This is a genomic window from Oxynema aestuarii AP17 (assembly GCF_012295525.1).
Lineage (GTDB): Bacteria > Cyanobacteriota > Cyanobacteriia > Cyanobacteriales > Laspinemataceae > Oxynema > Oxynema aestuarii.
The window spans coordinates 6,080,688-6,099,890 of sequence record NZ_CP051167.1; the positions used below are offsets into that span (position 1 = coordinate 6,080,688).

18 protein-coding genes are annotated in these 19,203 nt (G+C 52.3%); 9 read left to right on the forward strand and 9 right to left on the reverse strand.

What is annotated here, in order from left to right; translation table 11 throughout:
* Positions 1 to 32 precede the first annotated feature (32 nt).
* The 3 genes from HCG48_RS24305 to HCG48_RS24315 form a co-directional block, all read right to left on the reverse strand.
* Positions 33 to 773, reverse strand: a complete 741-nt coding sequence (locus tag HCG48_RS24305; protein ID WP_168571483.1) for an NUDIX hydrolase — start codon at positions 771 to 773, stop codon at positions 33 to 35.
* Complete coding sequence (locus HCG48_RS24310; RefSeq protein ID WP_168571484.1) at positions 755 to 1,333, reverse strand: nicotinate-nucleotide adenylyltransferase; 579 nt, start codon at positions 1,331 to 1,333, stop codon at positions 755 to 757. The genes HCG48_RS24305 and HCG48_RS24310 overlap by 19 nt, the downstream gene beginning before the upstream one ends.
* 140 nt (positions 1,334 to 1,473) lie before the next feature.
* Complete coding sequence (locus HCG48_RS24315; RefSeq protein WP_320415797.1) at positions 1,474 to 2,832, reverse strand: nicotinate phosphoribosyltransferase; 1,359 nt, start codon at positions 2,830 to 2,832, stop codon at positions 1,474 to 1,476.
* Positions 2,833 to 3,371: 539 nt separating this feature from the next.
* Here HCG48_RS24315 and HCG48_RS24320 point away from each other — a divergent pair.
* Together HCG48_RS24320 and HCG48_RS24325 are read left to right on the forward strand one after the other, a co-directional pair.
* Entirely contained in the window at positions 3,372 to 3,521 is a 150-nt protein-coding gene (locus tag HCG48_RS24320; RefSeq protein WP_168571486.1) for an isochorismate synthase, read from the forward strand.
* 377 nt (positions 3,522 to 3,898) lie between these two features.
* Positions 3,899 to 4,048 (forward strand): isochorismate synthase, encoded by a 150-nt coding sequence (locus tag HCG48_RS24325; protein WP_168571487.1) that lies wholly within the window; start codon positions 3,899 to 3,901, stop codon positions 4,046 to 4,048.
* A 42-nt stretch (positions 4,049 to 4,090) separates the two neighbouring features.
* On the opposite strand, the gene HCG48_RS24330 is transcribed toward HCG48_RS24325, so the two are convergent.
* Positions 4,091 to 4,777: a diacylglycerol/polyprenol kinase family protein gene (locus HCG48_RS24330; protein WP_168571488.1), complete on the reverse strand. Its 687-nt coding sequence runs from the start codon at positions 4,775 to 4,777 to the stop codon at positions 4,091 to 4,093.
* A 115-nt stretch (positions 4,778 to 4,892) separates the two neighbouring features.
* Here HCG48_RS24330 and yidD point away from each other — a divergent pair, with 115 nt between their 5' ends.
* Positions 4,893 to 5,138, forward strand: a complete 246-nt coding sequence (gene yidD, locus HCG48_RS24335) for a membrane protein insertion efficiency factor YidD (RefSeq protein ID WP_168571489.1) — start codon at positions 4,893 to 4,895, stop codon at positions 5,136 to 5,138.
* Between the two features lie 4 nt (positions 5,139 to 5,142).
* Here the strand turns inward: yidD and HCG48_RS24340 are convergent, their stop codons facing one another.
* The 3 genes from HCG48_RS24340 to HCG48_RS24350 form a co-directional block, all read right to left on the reverse strand.
* The gene (locus HCG48_RS24340) at positions 5,143 to 5,343 is read right to left on the reverse strand and encodes a hypothetical protein (protein WP_168571490.1); all 201 of its coding nucleotides are present in this window, start codon (positions 5,341 to 5,343) and stop codon (positions 5,143 to 5,145) included.
* 600 nt (positions 5,344 to 5,943) lie between these two features.
* A complete protein-coding gene (locus tag HCG48_RS24345; RefSeq protein WP_210437125.1) occupies positions 5,944 to 6,384 on the reverse strand; it encodes a hypothetical protein in 441 nt (146 codons plus the stop codon).
* A 372-nt stretch (positions 6,385 to 6,756) separates the two neighbouring features.
* Entirely contained in the window at positions 6,757 to 7,446 is a 690-nt protein-coding gene (locus HCG48_RS24350) for a class I SAM-dependent methyltransferase (protein ID WP_168571492.1), read from the reverse strand.
* Positions 7,447 to 7,748: 302 nt separating this feature from the next.
* On the opposite strand from HCG48_RS24350, the gene miaB reads away from it, so the two are divergent.
* Complete coding sequence (gene miaB, locus HCG48_RS24355; protein WP_168571493.1) at positions 7,749 to 9,113, forward strand: tRNA (N6-isopentenyl adenosine(37)-C2)-methylthiotransferase MiaB; 1,365 nt, start codon at positions 7,749 to 7,751, stop codon at positions 9,111 to 9,113.
* A gap of 101 nt (positions 9,114 to 9,214) precedes the next feature.
* Here the strand turns inward: miaB and HCG48_RS24360 are convergent, their stop codons facing one another.
* On the reverse strand, positions 9,215 to 12,691 hold the full coding sequence (locus tag HCG48_RS24360; protein ID WP_168571494.1) for a response regulator: 3,477 nt from the start codon (positions 12,689 to 12,691) through the stop codon (positions 9,215 to 9,217).
* A 513-nt stretch (positions 12,692 to 13,204) separates the two neighbouring features.
* On the opposite strand from HCG48_RS24360, the gene HCG48_RS24365 reads away from it, so the two are divergent.
* The 4 genes from HCG48_RS24365 to HCG48_RS24380 all read left to right on the forward strand — a co-directional run bounded on the left by HCG48_RS24365 (position 13,205) and on the right by HCG48_RS24380 (position 16,480).
* A complete protein-coding gene (locus HCG48_RS24365; protein WP_168571495.1) occupies positions 13,205 to 14,419 on the forward strand; it encodes an RNA-guided endonuclease InsQ/TnpB family protein in 1,215 nt (404 codons plus the stop codon).
* 398 nt (positions 14,420 to 14,817) lie between these two features.
* Positions 14,818 to 15,414 carry a GNAT family N-acetyltransferase gene (locus HCG48_RS24370; RefSeq protein ID WP_168571496.1) on the forward strand — a complete coding sequence of 199 codons (597 nt, stop codon included), beginning with the start codon at positions 14,818 to 14,820 and terminating at the stop codon, positions 15,412 to 15,414.
* Between the two features lie 24 nt (positions 15,415 to 15,438).
* Positions 15,439 to 15,741, forward strand: coding sequence for a hypothetical protein (locus tag HCG48_RS24375; protein ID WP_168571497.1), 303 nt, complete (start codon positions 15,439 to 15,441; stop codon positions 15,739 to 15,741).
* Between the two features lie 145 nt (positions 15,742 to 15,886).
* Positions 15,887 to 16,480 (forward strand): hypothetical protein, encoded by a 594-nt coding sequence (locus tag HCG48_RS24380; RefSeq protein WP_246259747.1) that lies wholly within the window; start codon positions 15,887 to 15,889, stop codon positions 16,478 to 16,480.
* Positions 16,481 to 16,543: 63 nt separating this feature from the next.
* Here the strand turns inward: HCG48_RS24380 and HCG48_RS24385 are convergent, their stop codons facing one another.
* Positions 16,544 to 17,683: a histidinol-phosphate transaminase gene (locus HCG48_RS24385; protein ID WP_168571498.1), complete on the reverse strand. Its 1,140-nt coding sequence runs from the start codon at positions 17,681 to 17,683 to the stop codon at positions 16,544 to 16,546.
* 369 nt (positions 17,684 to 18,052) lie between these two features.
* Here HCG48_RS24385 and HCG48_RS24390 point away from each other — a divergent pair, with 369 nt between their 5' ends.
* Positions 18,053 to 19,156 (forward strand): inositol-3-phosphate synthase, encoded by a 1,104-nt coding sequence (locus tag HCG48_RS24390; RefSeq protein ID WP_168571499.1) that lies wholly within the window; start codon positions 18,053 to 18,055, stop codon positions 19,154 to 19,156.
* Positions 19,157 to 19,203: the final 47 nt, after the last annotated feature.

Genomic DNA, 19,203 nt, shown 5'->3' on the forward strand with positions numbered 1-19,203 from the left:
TGACTGGTTCTCTAAAATCTAAACTCTAAATTCTAAATAAACACCAACGGTTTATCTTTTAACGGGGCGAAAGCTTCGGCGTCGAAACGGTACAAAGTGGCGGGACGTCCGGCACCGCGAGAGACTTTCAAGCCCGTATCGGCGAGAAAACCGAGTTTGAGAATCCGGGCGCGAAAATTGGAATAGTCGGCGAAGTTTTCTCCCAAAACAGTCGTGTAAAGTTGGTAAAGATCGCTCAAAGAAAACAGTTCGGGTAGCACTTCAAAGGCGATCGGACTGTATTCGAGCTTGTTTCTCAACCGACGATGACCGTATTGGAGGATCTTATTATGATCGAAGGCGAGTTGCGGGACTTCTTCTAAGGGATACCAGGCAATCCCGCGCACGCCACTTCCGACGAGTTCCGCTTCTTCAAAGCGGACTAAGGCGAAGTAACTGACGGACAAATAGCGCACGCCGTAACTGTCGGGGGACTCGCGAGGGTCGCGTCCGAGGTCGCCGAAGGTATACAACTGTTCGAGATAGAGATTGTTGACCCGAATTTTCTCGGCGAGAATGCGATAGGCGGCGTCTTCGAGGGATTCGCTATGGCGCACTAAGGTTCCGGGTAAGCTCCACTGACCGAGAAAGGGTTCGTGTTGGCGCATGACCAACAGGACCAGCAGGCGGTTTTGGGCGGTATCCACGGAGAAGATTGCGTTATCGACGCCAACTTTAAAATCGGGGGGTCCGGCGGTTTCGACGATCGTTTTTTTTAGCTCGCGTCCTGACATGCGTATAATTTTTCTCGATGGATGTATGCCTCGATCGCGGCAGTGAGCGCTTCACTTTGCTGTCGTTCTCGATAGGCGGTGGAGGAAACTGCGGGGGCGCCTAAATCCGCCACGCTGACGGTGGCGCCGAGGTCGCGCAACTGTTGCAATCCGGCGGGATCGATCGCATATCCCGGTCGGGGAACGACGAGTAAATCGACTTGCTGTAGCAAGGCTTCGACGCGATACCATTGGGGCAGTTGGGCGATCAGGTCGGAACCGATACTGAGGAAGAGTTGGGCGTCGGGCCATTTTTGGCGGGCGACTTTGACGGTTTCGAGGGTTCGACCGTGGCTCAGTTCCATATCGAGGGCGATGTTATGGCGCGGTGACGCGATTTCCTGAATGGTCAAGCGTAACATGGTTGCCCGATGTTCGAGGGGAGTTTGGTGGGATTTAAAGGGGTTGTCGGAGGCCCACACGGCTACCCAGTCGAAGTGTTCCGACAGCCAAGCGAGTATTTTTTGATGTCCGGTGGTCGGCGGATCGGCGCTGGTTCCAAATAAGGCAATTTTAGTCATGGGCCTATGGTGTCGAGGGGTGAAATCATTGAGTTGGGGAAGGATCGGCGATCGCTTGAGGGGGGTCTGCTGGCGCGATCGCCGCGAGTTTCGGGGGGAGTTGGGTCAGAAAACCAAGCGGGCAAATTGACCGTGAAGATTTAGCTAGACAATTGATGTTTCGTGGTTTCCGTCAGCGCTTGCAATTCGGCTGAAATCTCCACGGACGGGGCGATCGCCCCTTCGATGCGGCGTGCTTCTTCCGAGAGCGATTCTACGGCAGTGCGCGTGCGTTCGGCGATCGCTTCGAGCATTTCTGGCGGTTGCACCCGTTTTCCTTGTTTTAACACTCGTTGTAAAAGCGCTACTTCTCCCACTTCGGCAGTTTCGTGGGCCAAGGCGAGGCGATCGCCCAGTCCCTTGTCCTCGTCAACGCGCCGGAAAATCTGCTTGCGTCCGGGATAGGTCACCTTAGAACTCGACTCTTTCATCACCGCCATCCCGTCAATTTCGACTAACTTATAAACCCCGTTAAAGGTTTCTCCAGTCACCAAGCGCGTTCCCAATCCATAGCCGTCGATTTCGGCGCCTTCCCGTTTGAGGCGGGCAATTTCCCATTCGTCGAGGTCGCCACTGGCAAAAATGGGTACCTCCGGCAGCAGCGATCGCACTTGTTGCGACAGACTCACTAAATCCCCGGAATCGAGGCGCACTCCGCCCACTTCAAACTCGCCCACTTGCAGGCGATCGGCCAAATAGCGCGCCGCCTCTACCGTATCGTAAGTATCGATCAATACTGCCGCCCCGGGAAAATAATGCAAAAATGCTCTAAATGCCTGCATTTCGCTGCCTTCCGTCGCCGTGAGCGCCATCACCAGGGAATGGGCCATCGTTCCCGAAGGTTTGCGACCGAGTTTGAGCGCCGCCAGCACGTTCGAGGTCGAGTCCAATCCCGCCGCTAAAGCCGCCCGGGCCGCCCACAGGGCAGCTTGGGGACTGAAGGCACGCCGGGTGCCAAATTCGAGCAAAATGGCCTCGGGTCCGGCGACATCGCGCAAGCGGGCCGATCGCGTGGCGATTAGGGTTTGATAGTTAATGGTATTGAGCAAGTAAGTTTCGACCAGTTGAGCCTGCCACAAGGGCGCCTCGACGCGCAAAAGCGGTTCGTTGGCAAATACGGCGGTTCCTTCGGGGACGGCCCACAGATCTCCGGTAAAGCGGGCGGTTTCTAACAGCGTCCAGAATTTTTCCGGTGCTTTGGCGAAAATGCCCGTGGCTTTCAAACTCTCGATCTGAGCCGGGGTAAAACGCAATTGTTGCAGGTATTCGATCGCCTGCTGCAAGCCCATCGCGATCGCATATCCGAAGTGGTCGGGCAGCGATCGCGCGAACAGCTCGAAACTCGCCGGACGGCTGTCGAGGCCCTCGCCGCAATAACAGGCGACCATCGTCAGCTCGTACAAATCGGTCAGCAAGCTGTAATCTTCGCCTTTAAGTGTCAGTTCTAGCTCGTTGCCCATCCCGAGGGAAGGAAGAGGCTGAACATTGTCCGATTGACTTCCACTGGCCATTGACCCGCTTCCTCGCGTCTTTCTTTTTAATTATAGTGGTATTTACTAAAAATCATCGACCTCACCCGGTCAAATTTTCACGATTTTTTCCAAAAACCCGTACGACTCGTTGGTTAAAGTCCCGAATCCGGCAATTTTCTATCTTCTGACAGACGGCAATTATAGTAAATCTCATTAAAATCTGGGGCGGCAGACGGCGCCGGGTCTGCCCGGGCAACCCCACCCGGGGCATCAGGGCGATCTTCTCCGCGCGGGCAGGTTGTTGACCCCAACTTTGCACAAAAATAGCAGCGATCTCCTGGGGCTTCTCTCCTACGCCCCGCGATCGTTTTTAACTAAAATATTGCAGTTTGATAAGTTCCAATAATAAATATTGCAAACCCATTTTTAAAAGGAGGCTTTGAGCTTATCCTGAAAAGTAAGAAAGGTGATGGTATTTCCCATCGAAGCTTTCCAGTTCCCATAGCTTTCACTTTGAGGATCTTACCATGAATGTCTCTAAAGCTTTTTCAGAATTTCTGCAACATGTTTCCGAAGCCGTCGCCCGCTTGTTCAGTCCCAGTGACGATCGCTATCCGATGGTTGGAGTGCAACCCTTTGAAGGCGAACCGTACAAACAAGGCCGTTGGGCGGATTGAGATTGCCAATCCATTGAATGCTAAAATCTCCACCCACTCTAGACCCCATTTCTGGTTCCGAATGGGGTCTTTTATATCGGTGGCGATCGCCCGAGTGTTTGCAAAAAGCACTTGAAAAGGGGAAATAATAATTGTTACGGATTCCCTAGGTCGATCGCTTCGGCGAGGAGCAGATCGCTCCGTTACCTTTTGGGGTCGAAATCGAGTTATCAATCTCGAAAAGATAACATTTTGTAACCTAACGATCGCCCGACCTTCGAGACCCCCAGACCCTAGAGATCCCTGGTTGTCTCCCTCATTCTTATGATAGATGACGCGATCGGCGATCGCCCGTTAAGATAAAGACAGATGTAATGTCATTTGGAGGCAGGTATTTTATGAACCTCTCAGAGTTGCTTTCCAAATTTATGCAGTCCGTTTCCGAAGCTGCCGCCCGAATCTTCAGACCCAGCGACGATTCTTATCCTGAAAGCGGCGTCCAACCGTTTGAAGGCGAACCCTACCACGGCGACGGTGAGGAAAGGTAAGATCGAACGGTGGGCGATCGCCCCCATTGGTTCGGTTTGCGATCAAAACCATTGAGATAAGAAAAACGCCAATCCCGCACTCGCGAGAGGAACGGTGAGGTTATCAATTCCCAGTTTTGAAAAAGCTTCGAGAACCGTTGCCAACACGGCGATCGCCAAACTCACCGCCCAGACTTCCCAGCTATTACCGCGCACGTCAATTAATATTAAAATACTGACAAAATAGGCACCCATCGCCATCGTTAAAGAGCCTTCCACGCTCTTTTTTTCGCCCCAAAAGCGATAGGGATGTTTGCCGAAATGTTGGCCGATTAACGCGGCTAACCCGTCGCCATACGCCATCACCAGAATGCCGATCGCCGCATATTCGGGATGACCCACGGGCCAAAAGCAAGCGACGAGAACGCCGATACTGACCGCATAAAAAAAGGTGCCGAGGCTTTTACGTCCGATACTGTTAATTCCCGGTAAAAACTCGAAGCGGTAGGACAGTAAGGCGACGGTGGCGGCGACGGCGGACGCCCCAATAGCCACCCAGGCGGGGATTTCCAGCCACCAGGCAAATAAAATCACATTTCCCGTACCGATATGCACGATTTTGCGGACGACTTCGGAGGAAATGTGGGTGTATTGGTAAATTCCTTCGGCGGCGAGGATGATTCCACCTAACCACAGGGAGACGACCGCCAGTTGTAGGGAAAGAGTACCGATCGATTCAATTTCAAACACGGATGTTTAGGGATAGAACTCGTTCCCTACACTTTAGGCGATCGCCGGGTTGCGTCTCGGTAAAAGTTGGAGAAAAATGAGAGAATAGAGGGAAAGATTGCAGACGGTGGCGATCGTGAAGTGGATTTTGACCGGATTAATTCGGGGTTATCGATGGTTGATTTCGCCCTTATTTCCCCCTTCGTGTCGATTTGAGCCGACCTGTTCTCAATATGCTCTAGAAGCAGTGGAACGGTTCGGACCGTGGCGGGGAGGTTGGATGGCGATCGCCCGAATTTTGCGCTGTCATCCCTTCCATCCCGGGGGATACGATCCGGTTCCCCCGTTGGAAAAAGGGCGATCGACCGACGGTAACGGTTAGGCTGTTAGGCTTTGAGTTGGAGTCTACCGCGTTTGGTGCTGTGAAGGACGCGGTTGATGATGTCTTGATGGTCTTCGGCGATCGTGTCGGCTAAAAGAGCTTCTCGCAAGCGCAGGCGATCGCTTCGGGTGAGTTGACCGGAGAGAAAGATTTCCCCGAACAGTTCTTCCATGGTTTCTTGGCGGCGATTCCCTAAGTGTTGCATGGGTTTAAAATTCGATCGACGTCACGGCGTGCCTCATTGTGGCCGCTCGGGACGTCGATCGGGGGCGATCGCCACCCCCCCTCTACCGAGATCTCGGTCACAAGTAGGAGCGATCGCGATCGCTGACAAATTATAGGTTATCTCAACCCGGCGATCGATCCCTTACTCGGGAGGGGCGATCGGATCGGCTTATGTATCTGATTGGAATAAATTATCGCACGAACGGCGGGCCATGAAGCAAACGAGGACTGGCAATCTGTCGGCACTATCTGAGGCGGTAGCATGTATCTCAATCGAACAGAAGCAGGATGCTGGTAGCGGATAGGTATCGAACATCTCTTGAGGATCGAACTTCTTTGGAAGTCTTTTGCGATCGCCGATCGCAGGAGGTTGCATTTTAGACTTAAAAGAGCAAAATAGGAGCAAAATTTTGCAACAGCAAGCAAACTGCAAGTAAGGCACCCATCAAAAATCTCATAAAAAATTAGGCGAACCATCGTTCGCCATAATTTTTGTCTATTTTATCGATTGAAAAAAATTAGAAGATTTGGATCTCAATAGAATTGAGAGGGCTGTTTCCTTGAAGATGGGCGATCGCCTTTAGTCGATCGCATCTTCCGCATCTTCTAAGGCGCGTTTGGTCGTTTTCAAATCTTTTTTAGCTTTATTTTCTGCCGCATCTACCGTATCTTCTAGGGCGCGTTTGCTCTTTTTCAAGTCTCGATTTGCTTTCGATGTAACCGTATCGGCGACATCTTCAGCTTGGCGCGCACTTCCTTGTAAGAAATCCTCCGTTTCTTCTTTAGCTTCTTCCAATCCGGCTTTAGCCTTTTTACCGATATTTTCCGCAGCTTCTTCGGCAGAATCGCCTAACTCCTCTTGAGTTGCCGATAAATCTTCAACGGCGCGGCGTCCGGCTTCGGCGGGGTTACCCGTGCGATTGTCTAAGTTTTGTTCCGCCCGTTCTTGAAGGGTTTGTACCTTAGCATCGGTGGAATTCATGCCCCCCATCGTGCCACTACTGCACGCAGTCGTTACCACTAAGAAGATCCCGGCTAGTCCGATGGCCAAAATATTCTTTAAATTATGCTTAAAATCGATAGTTGCGAACCAGTTCGTTAACTTTTTCATAAATCTTTCCTTGTCGTCCAACAGCAAGAGTGAAAAAAACTGAAACTGGACGAATGATAAATTCATCCAGTTTCCGAAAGCTATCGAATTTTTTGATTCAATCTGGCCGTGAGAATTACGAAGCTCCAGATCTTTTCGATATGTCCCTCGCTATCAATTAGCTTAGGCGTGGGAGGGCGATCGCTACCTCTATCTCAAGTCTTATATTTCTATCGGTAGAAATCTTTCATTCGGACGATTGACCGTTCTCCTCTCATGAGAACCTTATGAGAAATTGAGAAATTACGATCGACTGCGTCCGGGTTTGACCCCCGTTACGCCCACGCGGGCATCACCCCAGCGATGAACTTCTACTCGTTCCAAACCTGCTTTTTTGGCATAGGTATAAAGTTCGTCCCCGGTCGAACACATACTCAAATGGGCGGGACGGCGATCGATCGGATAAGAAAAGCCCTCCATAAACATTTCCCAACCGCGTTTGGAGGTGATATCGAGATTGTCAAAAAAGCAACGTCCGCCGGGTTTGAGAACGCGAAAGGCTTCGAGGATGTAACGATAGCGATCCCATTCGTACAAGTGCATGAAAACTACCGTACAGTAAACCATATCGATAGAAGAATCGGGGATTTCACTCAACCCCACCGTACTTAATTCAATCAGTTCGATGTTGTCCAATCCCGCCAAACGTTCGGCAGCATAACGCAACATTTGCCCGGAAATATCGGTGCCGATCCATTGGGCACATTTCGGGCTTAAAAACTTGCCCACTCTGCCAATTCCGCAGCCAATTTCCAAACAGATATCGGTGGGACGAATCCCGACCAAGCGTTCGATTCGGTTGACGGTATTGAGTCCGGTTCGATCTAATTCGGCTTCGTCGGTATGTCCGGCTACATATAATTTGGCGTTATCACTGGATCCGGCTAAATTATCCCAGGTTTCTTTATATTGGGAGCGATTTTCGATATGCACGGCAGCTCTATTTTGGTACGGCGATCGATTTCAAGCTCAAATGATAGACGATCGCCCGGGCGACAACGAACGACGATTTCGGCAACGGCGATCGCAGGTTTTAGCGGAGCAATTGAACCCCAGGCTCTATAATAGAGGATGCGTTTGAGTCTGTGCGGAGATCTGACGCCGATGCTAAGGGAAAGGAGCGATCGCGTTAGGGTCAATGCCACAGCCGAGCTGTCCGCGTCGATCCCGATGAAAGCAACGGCAGCAGATCGCGACTCAATCTTCGACCGTTTAGTGACAAACCATCGATAACTATGTCGTCTTCTCCTCGCCGATATCATATTACAACCTTCGGCTGTCAGATGAACAAAGCCGACTCGGAGCGCATGGCTGGTATTCTCGATAACATGGGCTTCAAGTGGGTGGAAGACCCGTTAGCGGCGGATCTCGTCGTGTACAACACCTGCACGATTCGCGACAATGCAGAACAAAAAGTTTATTCTTATCTGGGCCGACAAGCCAAACGCAAACAAGAGAAACCGGATTTAACCTTAGTGGTCGCCGGATGCGTGGCGCAACAGGAAGGGGAAGCGCTGATGCGGCGGGTTCCGGAACTGGATTTGGTGATGGGGCCGCAACATGCGAACCGCCTGCAAGATTTGCTCGACGACGTGTTTGCGGGCAATCAGGTGGTCGCCACGGAACCGATTCATATTATCGAAGATATCACCAAACCGCGCCGGGATAGTCGGGTGACGGCTTGGGTGAACGTGATTTACGGTTGTAACGAACGCTGCAGCTACTGCGTGGTTCCGAACGTGCGCGGAATCGAGCAATCGCGGACGCCGGAGGCGATTCGGGCGGAAATGGAGGAACTCGGACGTCAGGGGTACAAGGAAGTGACCTTACTCGGACAGAATATCGACGCTTACGGGCGCGATTTGCCGGGGACGAAAGAGGACGGACGGCATTTGTATAATTTTACCGATCTGCTCTATTTCGTTCACGACGTTCCGGGGATCGAACGGATTCGGTTCGCGACGAGTCACCCCCGTTATTTTACGGAAAGATTGATTCGCGCTTGTCGGGATTTGCCGAAGGTTTGCGAACATTTTCACATTCCGTTTCAGTCGGGGGATAATGACGTGCTCAAGGCGATGTCGCGGGGATATACGCAAGAGAAATATCGCCGAATTATCGATAAAATTCGCGAATTGATGCCGGATGCGGCGATTAGTGCGGATGCGATCGTCGGGTTTCCGGGAGAAACGGAAGAACAGTTTGAAAATACGCTCAAATTGGTCGACGATATTGGGTTCGATCAGTTGAATACGGCGGCGTATTCGCCGCGTCCCGGGACTCCGGCGGCGCTGTGGGAAAACCAGCTTTCGGAAGAGGTGAAAAGCGATCGCCTCCAACGGTTGAATCATTTGGTGGGGGTTCGCGCCGCCGAACGATCGCAGCGTTATGGGGGACGGATTGAAGAGGTGTTAGTCGAGGATCTCAATCCCAAAGATCCGACGCAAGTGATGGGTCGCACGCGATCGAATCGTTTGACCTTTTTCACGGGAGATCTCGATCGCCTCAAAGGACAATTAGTGAAGGTGAAAATTACCGAAGTTCGCGCCTTTAGTTTGACGGGAGAACCGTTAGAAGTCGCGCAATTAGTGACTGCATAATTGCGCGATCTTGTCAAGGTCGCGATCGCGCAGGGTCTGCGTTGCACGATCGCGCTTCAAATTCACCGGGAAATAGACCTTCCGGGGAAGCGCGATCGCGGTCAACTCGCCGCTTCGGGATCGACCACAAACGTCAACACCGTCTCGTCAATCCCTTTGAGCTGCAAGGGGCGACACTTGCGAATCTCCTCGTCCGGCAAATAGTCCGCCACGGCAGCCGAGACCAAAATACAATCGGGATCGGCGACTTCCTGGAGACGGGCGGCAATATTGACACTCGGCCCGATCGCCGTGTAGTCCGAGCGTTCCGGGCTGCCGAACATGCCCACTACCGCCGTTCCCTGGTGAATGCCGCAACGAAAGCGCACCCGAGGCAGACCCCGGGCTTCCCAGTTTTGGTTGAGGCGATCGAGGCGGCGGTGCATCTGGCGGGCTGCGGCCACGGCCCGCAACACCTGTTCGTTCGGCGAACATTCTTCCGGGGCGCCGAAAATCGCCATCACCGCATCGCCGACAAACTTATCCACGGTTCCGCCATTGTCGAACACCGCTTGGGTCATTTCCGCCAAATACTCGTTGAGAATTTCCGCCACCCGGCGCGATCGCACCGTATTCGCCAACTGAGTAAACCCGACGATATCGCTAAATAAAATCGCGATCAAACGGGGTTCCGGACGCAAATCGAGAGCCAGTTCACCCGTTGCCGCCTTTTCCACCAACGTCGGCGGCAAAAAGCGCTTGAGGACCGACTCGGTTAAATACCGATTCAACTCGGCGACCCGGCGTTCATTTTCCTTGAGCGCCAGCAGATTGCGAACTTGGGCCAACAACTCGCGATCGTTAAACGGCTTCGCCAAATAGGTATCCGCCCCCTTCTCCACCCCTTCAATCCGGGTTTCTTCGTTGACCTTCGCCGTGAGCAAAATAATGGGAATCCCCTTAAGCCCAGCATCCTGACGAACCATGCGGATTAAATCCAACCCCGACACCAACGGCATCATCAAATCGCTGACGATCAAGTCCGGTGGTTGGGATTGGGCGCTGTCAAAGCCTTCGGCGCCGTTGCGAGCGAACGAGACCCGATAACCCTCCGGTTCGAGAATCGAGGCGACGTAGTGGCGCAAATCGGCGTTATCGTCCACCACCAGAACCCGCGCCCCGATCGCCACCGCCTCGCGTTCGCCCGCCGCCGTCGGCAACTCGGCGGGCAACCCTTGCCAATCCGTGGCATTTTGCAATTCCATTTCCACATCGGCCAATTCCACGGCGGAACGGCGGGGGCTAACTTCCGTCGGCACTTCCAAGACGCGATCGCTCGGTAAGTGAGCATTCCCCATCGGCAACCACACCGTAAAGCGACTCCCTTGACCGTAAACCGACTCCACCGTAATTTGACCGCCGTGGAGTTCCACCAACTCCTTGACCAGAGCCAACCCCAAGCCACTGCCTTCGTAAGAGCGATTCGCCGATCCTTCCGCCTGACGAAAGCGCTCGAACAGGTGGGGGATCTGATCCGTGCGAATGCCAATTCCCGTATCGCCGACCTGGACGATCGCGCGATCGCCCGCCTGATGCAAACTCACCACAATCCGTCCGCCCCTCGGCGTAAACTTGATCGCATTGGACATCAAGTTATAAAGGACCTTGTCGAACTTTTCGAGATCCAAATAAATCGGTTCGCACGGCTCGATTTGGGCGATCGCCGTCAACCCTTTTTTCTCGCAATAGGGGCGAAACATCTCCACCGTTTGCCCGACGAAGGCGACTAAATCGCACGGGCGGAACGTGGCCTGCATTTTCCCCGCATCGAGGCGCTGGAGGTCGAGCAGTTGGTTGACCAGACGCAGCAGGCGGCGACTGTTGCGCAGGGCGACTTCTGCTTGCTCGGGAGGGAGGGGTTGCTGGCGTTCCACCGCCGCTTCGAGCGGACCGAGCATCAGAGTGAGGGGGGTGCGAAATTCGTGGGAAATATTTTGAAAAAATTCGGTTTTGAGACGGTTGAGTTCGAGCAGGCGTTCCGCTTGCTGGCGGGTTTTTTGATAGAGGCGCGACTGTTGGACGGCGATCGCCGCTTGGGCCGCCACCGCCTGGGCCAAGTCGATTTCTGCAGGCTGCCAGTGGCGAGGGTTGTGGCTTTGACGCAGGGAAATACTGCCGATAATTTTGCCGTCGCCGATCAGGGGAACCACGAGTAAGGCCCGGGCCGGAAGGCGCAAGGGCAAGTCTACCCCGGCAAATTCCGGGGTCAGTTGCAAGTCGTTGACGACGACGGGGGCTTGAGTGGTGAGCAAGCGTTGTTGAACCGGATTGCCGCGAATCGGAACGAGCGATCGCGGTAATTCGGACGGGAAATGACGGCCCGAGGGGAGCGAGTCCCCTTCCTCCGGAGCGCGATCGCCTTCGTCCCCCGCCGTCAGGGAACTGTCGTGGGAGACTTCCACCGCTTGCAAACTGGCATCGTACAGGCCCACGCACTGCACGTATTCGTCATCTTCGGTCCACAACGAGAGGGCGCAGCCGTCCGCCTGCAACGCTTGTCCGAGTTGTTCGGCGATCGCCGCAAAAATATCTTGCGGGTTGAGACTCGACCGGATCGCCGTCGTAATCGCGTTAATTAGGGCTTCCTGTTTCGCCAGGGCCTGCACTTGCGCGTAAGCTCTCGCCTGGGACAACGACAGTCCGGCTTGATCGGCGACCATAAATACTAACTGCACTTCGTCGTCTTGCCACGAATGCGGTTCGCCGCATTGATGCAGGGCCAACACCGCCAGTAAATCCATGCGAAACATCAACGGGACGATCAAACTCGACCGGATATTTGCCGCCCGATAGGCGGCTCGTCGTCGTTCGGCAGCCTCGCTGTCGTCCTGAAACAGGGGATGAGTTTCTACATCTGCGATCGCTTCGAGGTCGTAGGTCAGCCAGACCGTTTCCGCCAAGATTTCCGGGGGCAGGGTGGGGGTGTTGCCCCCTTTGGTTTTTTGATAGATGAACGATTCCTCGTCCAGGCGGTCGTCTTGACAGGAGCGCACGATCGCGTAACTCGCTTCAAACATTTGACCGAGGGTTTGGACGATCGTTTGCAGGATCTGGCGGTCCGTGGTGCGCGATCGAATCGTATTGGTAATCGCGTTGAGCAACGATTCCTGGCGCAAGGTGCGGCAAAGTTCGCGGGTGCGCGCCTTGAGGACGTTGTGGGTGTCGATCGCCTGGGCGACTACCCCTTTGAGTTTCTCGTCGTTCCAGGGTTTGGTGACGTATTTAAAAACTTTACCGGAGTTGATCGCATCGACGAGATCTTCGACGTCGGTGTAAGCGGTGAGGATGATCCGGATCGTGTCTGGATATTGGGTCGCCGTCAGGCTGAGAAATTCCGTACCGCTCATGCGCGGCATCCGTTGGTCGGAGATAATCACGGCGATATCCCCTTCGCGATCGAGCAGTTGCAGGGCGTCTTGGGCGTTGTCGGCTCTCAGAACGCGATAATCGTGATAAAAGGTGCGATAAAGCAAGTCGAGATTGTCCGGCTCGTCATCGACGACCAGAATTTTCGGCTTACTTTTGGGTTCCTCACTCATGCACCGATCTCCTGCTGCAAGGGGTCTCAACATTCACGCCGATAGGGATTGGGGCGTCGCGATCGCCCGGCTCGATCGCTCAAGTCCCCGGGGGTCGCCGCGTGCGGGCGCGATCCCGGCTCGTCCCCCCTGTCCGGCGAAGATCTCGGCTGCTGCCTCCCACGGCGCATCCCGTTTTCAAACCCTTTAGCCCCGTTCTATCCTCTGTTAATGGGTTGTGTCTGCTCACGTCAGCCAAAATCAGGACGCTTTCCTCGGATATAATCTTCAAGGTCAATTATCGCTCGTTCGTTCACCCACGGGAGAGTTCCCTAGCCACTCCAGGGGTGCAGTGGACGGGGGTTAACTACAGAAGCCGAAAACTTACCCAATCTTATCCAATCTTACTCAAATCGTGAGAAATTCCCGGAGCATTGACCAATATTTCTAGAAACTGAATTGTTAATAAAGTCATCAGTGGTGGTAAAATTAGCTCTAGTTAGGCGCTATTGGTAGCGTAGAGCATTTAACTCCATGTTATTAGGGTTTAAAACACAACTTAAAGTTAATCTTACCCAACGACAAAAACTTGCTCGTCATGCGGGAGTGGCGCGTCATGCTTACAATTGGGGTCACGGGTTATGTTTAGGAATTTTATCACATAATGCCGATTGTCGTCCCGATGAAAAAATCAAATTTCCCACAGCAATTGACTTACATAAATGGTTAAATAAGTTAGTAAAACCAGAGAATCTGTGGTATTACGAAGTTTCTAAGTGTGCCCCTCAATACGCTCTCAGACATCTCGCCCAGGCGTGGCAAGATTGCTTTAAAAAAAAGAAATCTAGACCTAAATTTAAGAAAAAAGGCAGACAAGACAGCTTTACTCTAGATGGAACCATAAAAATATTATCTGAAAATAAAATTCAGGTTCCTGTCATTGGAATTCTGAAAACTTATGAAAGATTATCGGAAAATTATCAACCCAAAAATGTGACGATTAGTCGAGAGGCAGATCGCTGGTTTATTTCGTTTAAAATAGATGTCAACGTGACCCCCACCGAGAAGAAAACAGATGTAGTGGGGATAGATTTGGGGATAAAAGCGCTTGCCACCTTATCAACGGGAGTAAGTATAGAAGGAATAAAAGCATATAAAAAGCATTCAAATAAACTAGCTAGACTCCAAAGACAAGTTAGCCGAAAAAGTCTCGGCTCTGCCAATCGAAAAAAGTCCCAGCTTCAAGTCCAAAAACTCCATCGGAAAATCGCTAATCTCAGAAAAGATACGTTACATAAGTTGACCTCGCAATTATGCAAGAACCACGCCGTTAATGTGATAGAAAACTTAAACGTATCGGGCATAATGGCCAATCATAAACTAGCTAAATCTATCGCCGATATGGGGTTTTATGAATTCCGACGGCAGATGGAATATAAGAGCCAAATATATGGGTCACAATTAATAATCGTAGACAGATTTTATCCATCTAGTAAAATCTGTTCTAATTGTGGAAGCATTAAAGACTCATTACTCTTATCAGAAAGACTGTTTGGTTGCGACCATTGTCATCTCAAAATAGACAGAGATTTAAACGCAGCTAAAAATCTGGAAAAAATAGGTCGAGCTACGGCCAAATTAACGCCTGTGGACAAGAGCGAGCAGACTCCCTTGGTAGAAGCAGGAAGTAAAATCAACTCAAACGTATTGTTCATCAAGCTTTCAGACTTGATGGGTAAGTTTGGGTAGGTTTTATCTAGCAGAAGCTCTTTTGAGTTTACCTGGGGTTCTGGCATGGCGGCTAACCTTTTGCTCGAATCGCGGCGATCTACTCCCGAGACTTCCGGATGCTCGCGGCGATCGCGGGCATTAGCAAGTATTCTCGGCGATCTCTTCTCGTTCAGTGCTAGGATTTCTGGCGCCGACGCGGGATCCCGTCCGATTGGCGATCGCTCGCCGTCCGCAACCGACAATCCCTCAGTCAATTTGTGGCATAGTAATACTTGGAATGATTATTTAGGTTGCGTTAAGATTTCCATTTTTTTTGATCTGTGTTTGAATTTTTTTCTGTCCGTACGGCGCGCTCTTCTAGAATCCAGAGTGGCGTGACGGAACCTAAACCCCCAACTTTTTTCCAATAGTTAAATGTGAACTTATCTTTCACGACCCCCCAACAGCACTACCCCGAAACGACCCACCTAGGTGCCGGGTCGTCGGGGTTTTCGATCGCGACCGCTCAACCCGAAGATTTGCCAAAAATCGCCGACATTCTCACCGAAAGTTTTCACGGTCGCGAGGATCCGATGTGTTGGTTGAATCCCTTATTGCGGGTCGGAATTCACGAAGACTTGCGAACCCGCTTGCGATCGCGCTCTCCCCATTACATCTGTTTGGTCGCCGTGACCCCGTCTCCCGTGCGCGAGGCGATCGCCACCGTGGAAATGGCCTTACGCAGTCTCCATCCCTGGCCCTTAGACGCTTCCCCCTTCCCCTACTTATCCAATTTGGCCGTCGCCCCTGATTCCCGGCGACGGGGCGCCGCTCGGCACCTCTTGCTCGCTTGCGAAGAGATGGCTCGGGAGTGGGGTTATCGAGAACTCTACCTTCACGTTTTAGAAAACAATCGTCCTGCCAGACGGCTTTATTTCAAAATGGGCTACCGTTTGCGTCAGGTCGATTGGAGTTGGGGCGCGTGGTTGTTCCGACAACCCCGACGCTTACTGTTACACAAAACTCTCCACTAAAGCCGCTCGACTCGCCGAGACTCCATGACCGATGCGCCCGGCCTCTATTCTGGCTGGAGATCCGGCTATTTTTTTGAGAAAAAATATTATCGGATTGGCTTTGGGATCGCGGCTGGACTGACGGGCGAGACAGGGTTGAAAGGAGTACACTCGCCTCGTAGCGATCGCCACCATTCGTCTCAAAAGCGCTTGCCACTCTCCCCCAATCTCCCTTCAGTCATATCAATTTTTGATGAACTTAAAGGCGCTTTCCCTTATAATTTATCTTGGCTTTACAATCTCTTTAGAAAATCTAGGCAATTCTTTAGCCTTTCTTTTCAGAAATAAATACTCAACCCATTGGATTACTGCATGATAGAGACAGAAGACTAAAAAGTAATCCCGAGAATTTTGGCGAGCGAAATCGCCCTTACCGGGTTCTCAGTTCTGCGCTCTCAAACTTAGGTTGCCTGACCGGGAGAGAAACATTCAGATGATTGCGAATCAGCAACAGCGCGCCCTCGAAGCGTCGGACACTGTAGGGCCAGTGCCAGACCCTTATCGAGCGATTCCAACGAGCGGCGATCGCCAGGGGAATCGAGTCGCATCCAACCCTTGTACGGCCTTGATCGGCGCTCCGCAACGGCGAGATTTACTCGCTCAACTCAATAGCGGTCAACTGCTCGTCGTCGATCGCCGCCGCCGCAATGGCTTAATTATTTACAAGCGCTACCACGCTGAATTTGCCGGGCCGGGAGCCGCCGTGGGGGGCTTATTCGATCTCGAATGCCAGCAAGTCGTACCCGTCGGCGATCTGGCCTTAGTCTATCCGGAATCTTACGAAGAACGGCAACAAGCCTTTACGATCCGCCGTCACTGGATTCGCCTGACCGAACAACTGACCGCCAATCCCGTTCCTTTAAAAAGGGCGCAGCAGATCTTGACCCAATTCGGCCATTATTTCGACTGGCAGACCGTCGAAGACGTTCCCGACGAAGCGTTTGCCCGGTTGGTGGGGGTTTTGCCCCGCACGGTGGCGATGGTTCGACACGCGGCCACCCAAGGGCGATCGCCGATCGCCGTTTGAGAACAGACCCCCCCGCGATCGCCCCTTACTCCCACGAGTAGGGGGCTTGTCGCACGATTGCCTTCAAGAGGAGGCGCCGAGTAAACGTTGAAAGTTTTCGAGGGTGCGCTGGTTTTCGCTGGGAGTCCCGACGGTGACGCGCAAACCGTTGCAGGTGTAGCGCACCAAGGTGCCTCGGGTTTTGAGTTCGGCGGCGAGACGGGCGAGATCCGGAGGCGTTTGGCGATCGCCGCGCAGGTAGATAAAATTAGCGCTACTCGGCCATACGGTCAAACCGGATAAGTTAGAGAGAGCCTGGTAGAGGCGATCGCGTTCGGCCAGGGTTTCGGGAATACTGGCGAGTAAGTGCGATCGCTGTTGCATCGCCAATTCGGCGGCAGCTTGGGAAAAACTCGGCAAGTTGTAAGGGAGGCGAATTTTTTCTAACGCGGCGATTAAGTCCGGATGGGCGATCGCGTAGCCGACCCGCATCGCGGCGAGGCGAAAGGCTTTAGAAAAGGTTCGCAAAATCGCCCAATTTGGGTGTCGGTTCAGTTCGCCGACCAGAGTCGTTTGACTGAACTCGAAATACGCCTCGTCAACGACCACGAGAATATTGTCCGGAATGGCGCGCAACCAGTCAATTTCCGCCGGAGTGAGGGCGTTCGCCGTCGGCGAATTGGGATGAACCACGAAAATAACGCGAATTGGCGGATTTTTCTGGGTTTCCAATGCCTGTTGAGCCGCATCGACATCGATCGCGAAATTCTCCTCGTGGCGTCCGACGGCGATCGCCTCGATGCCGAGGGTTTGGGCGAGAATGGCATACATGGAAAAGGTCGGATCGGCGACTAAAATCGACCCTTGTCCGTTGAGACAGGTGGCAATTAAGATCGAGCGAATTAACTCGTCCGAACCGTTACCCACCGAGAGTTGAGACGGGGCGATCGCCCCCGCATTCGGCCCCGCCGATTCGTTGACATATTCGGCGATCGCCTCCCGTAACCCTTGGTGAGTCCCGTCGGGATAGCGATTGGTTTCGATCAGTTGTTCGTAAGTCCATCCGAGTTTTTGTTTCAACTCGGCAGGCAGATCGTAAGGACTTTCATTGGTATCGAGGCGATCGCGCCGGATCGGCGTGGCGCTGACCCCCTCCATTGCCGTTTCTGGATGGGGCGTATAAGCCTTGAGATCCGACAAATCGGAGCGAATGAAACTGAGCATGAAATTGTCAACCGTTAACGTAGAACTAGACCGCTATCACCAGTATCGTCGCGGCGGTTAACTTCCCGCAATAGCGCCGGGAACCCCTCCCGGTCTCCCCCGTAACCGACTCCAAACCGGGAACGGGCAACACCCAAATCGAACCGTTAAAATGGCTGAGGAATCCCGCCTCAAGACCCCTCCCTCTTTTTATCCCTTTTATAGCCGATCCTGGAGGAGATCGCCGCGCGATCGCCCGCTAACCGGAAATCTGGGGTTCGAGAAGCGGTAAAGTCCCAAGTCCCGACACTTATTTTTTCTCCCATAGTTGTGTTATTGTGAACTTTGGCAATTGGGAGCTTCCAAGTACGTAGAAGACGGTAACTGCTTGTGGATAAAATCAAACTCGCGATTGTAGGTGTTGGTAACTGTGCTAGTTCGTTGGTACAGGGAATTTACTTTTATAAAGATAAAAGTAGTGAAGAAGCCATCGGCTTAATGCACTGGGAACTCGGCGGTTACAAGCCCTACGATATCCAAATCGTAGCGGCTTTTGACATCGACAAACGCAAAGTGGGGAAAGATGTCTCTGAAGCCATTTTTTCTCAACCAAACTGTACGACCAAATTCTGTGAAACCGTTCCGGAACTCGGCGTTAAAGTCAGCATGGGTAGAATCTTGGATGGATTCTCAGAACACATGCAAGACTATGAAGAACGCTATACATTTACGCCGAGTGATGCCCCCGAGCCCACTCGTGAAGAGGTTATCGAGATTTTAAAAGAATCCGGGACGGAAGTTTTAATTAATTATCTCCCCGTCGGGTCGGAAGAAGCGGCTAACTTTTATGCCGAATGTGCTTTGGAAGCCGGAGTAGCTTTTATTAACTGCATTCCTGTCTTTATTGCCAGCAATCCTCTCTGGGCGGATAAATTCGCTTCTCGCAATATTCCGATTATCGGCGACGATATTAAATCGCAACTCGGCGCTACCATCGTTCACCGAACCCTGTCGGATTTAGCCCGCAGAAGAGGGGTGAAAATTGAGAGAACCTATCAACTCAATACTGGGGGAAATAGCGATTTTCTCAATATGTTAAATCGCAGCCGACTCAAATCGAAAAAAGAGTCAAAAACTGAAGCCGTTCAGTCCGCGTGCGAGAAACGACTGGAAGATGAGAACATTCACGTCGGACCGAGTGATTACGTTCCCTGGCAAAAAGATAATAAAGTTTGCTTTATTCGCATCGAAGGCAAACTATTCGGCGACGTGCCAATGAATATCGAATTGCGGCTTTCTGTAGAAGATTCGCCCAACTCCGCCGGGGTGGCGATCGATGCGATTCGCTGCTGTAAAGTTGCCCTCGATCGCGGTCAGGGAGGCGTTCTCTATTCGCCGTCTTCTTACTTCATGAAGCATCCGCCGAATCAATATCCCGATTCCGATGCTTATCGGATGACTGAGGAATTTATCAACGGTTTTCGAGAGTATTAAATTTCGATCCGAACTCAAGGGACTGCGGGCGATCGCAGTCCTTTTTT

What these genes read in the sequence shown, in the direction of transcription:
- HCG48_RS24305 (WP_168571483.1), bottom strand. Translation starts at nt 773, where the DNA reads ATGTCAGGACGCGAGCTAAAAAAAACGATCGTCGAAACCGCCGGACCC.
- HCG48_RS24310 (WP_168571484.1), bottom strand. Translation starts at nt 1,333, where the DNA reads ATGACTAAAATTGCCTTATTTGGAACCAGCGCCGATCCGCCGACCACC.
- HCG48_RS24315 (WP_320415797.1), bottom strand. Translation starts at nt 2,832, where the DNA reads ATGGGCAACGAGCTAGAACTGACACTTAAAGGCGAAGATTACAGCTTG.
- HCG48_RS24320 (WP_168571486.1), top strand. Translation starts at nt 3,372, where the DNA reads ATGAATGTCTCTAAAGCTTTTTCAGAATTTCTGCAACATGTTTCCGAA.
- HCG48_RS24325 (WP_168571487.1), top strand. Translation starts at nt 3,899, where the DNA reads ATGAACCTCTCAGAGTTGCTTTCCAAATTTATGCAGTCCGTTTCCGAA.
- HCG48_RS24340 (WP_168571490.1), bottom strand. Translation starts at nt 5,343, where the DNA reads ATGCAACACTTAGGGAATCGCCGCCAAGAAACCATGGAAGAACTGTTC.
- miaB (WP_168571493.1), top strand. Translation starts at nt 7,749, where the DNA reads ATGTCGTCTTCTCCTCGCCGATATCATATTACAACCTTCGGCTGTCAG.
- HCG48_RS24360 (WP_168571494.1), bottom strand. Translation starts at nt 12,691, where the DNA reads ATGAGTGAGGAACCCAAAAGTAAGCCGAAAATTCTGGTCGTCGATGAC.
- HCG48_RS24365 (WP_168571495.1), top strand. Translation starts at nt 13,205, where the DNA reads ATGTTATTAGGGTTTAAAACACAACTTAAAGTTAATCTTACCCAACGA.
- HCG48_RS24375 (WP_168571497.1), top strand. Translation starts at nt 15,439, where the DNA reads ATGACCGATGCGCCCGGCCTCTATTCTGGCTGGAGATCCGGCTATTTT.
- HCG48_RS24380 (WP_246259747.1), top strand. Translation starts at nt 15,887, where the DNA reads ATGATTGCGAATCAGCAACAGCGCGCCCTCGAAGCGTCGGACACTGTA.
- HCG48_RS24385 (WP_168571498.1), bottom strand. Translation starts at nt 17,683, where the DNA reads ATGCTCAGTTTCATTCGCTCCGATTTGTCGGATCTCAAGGCTTATACG.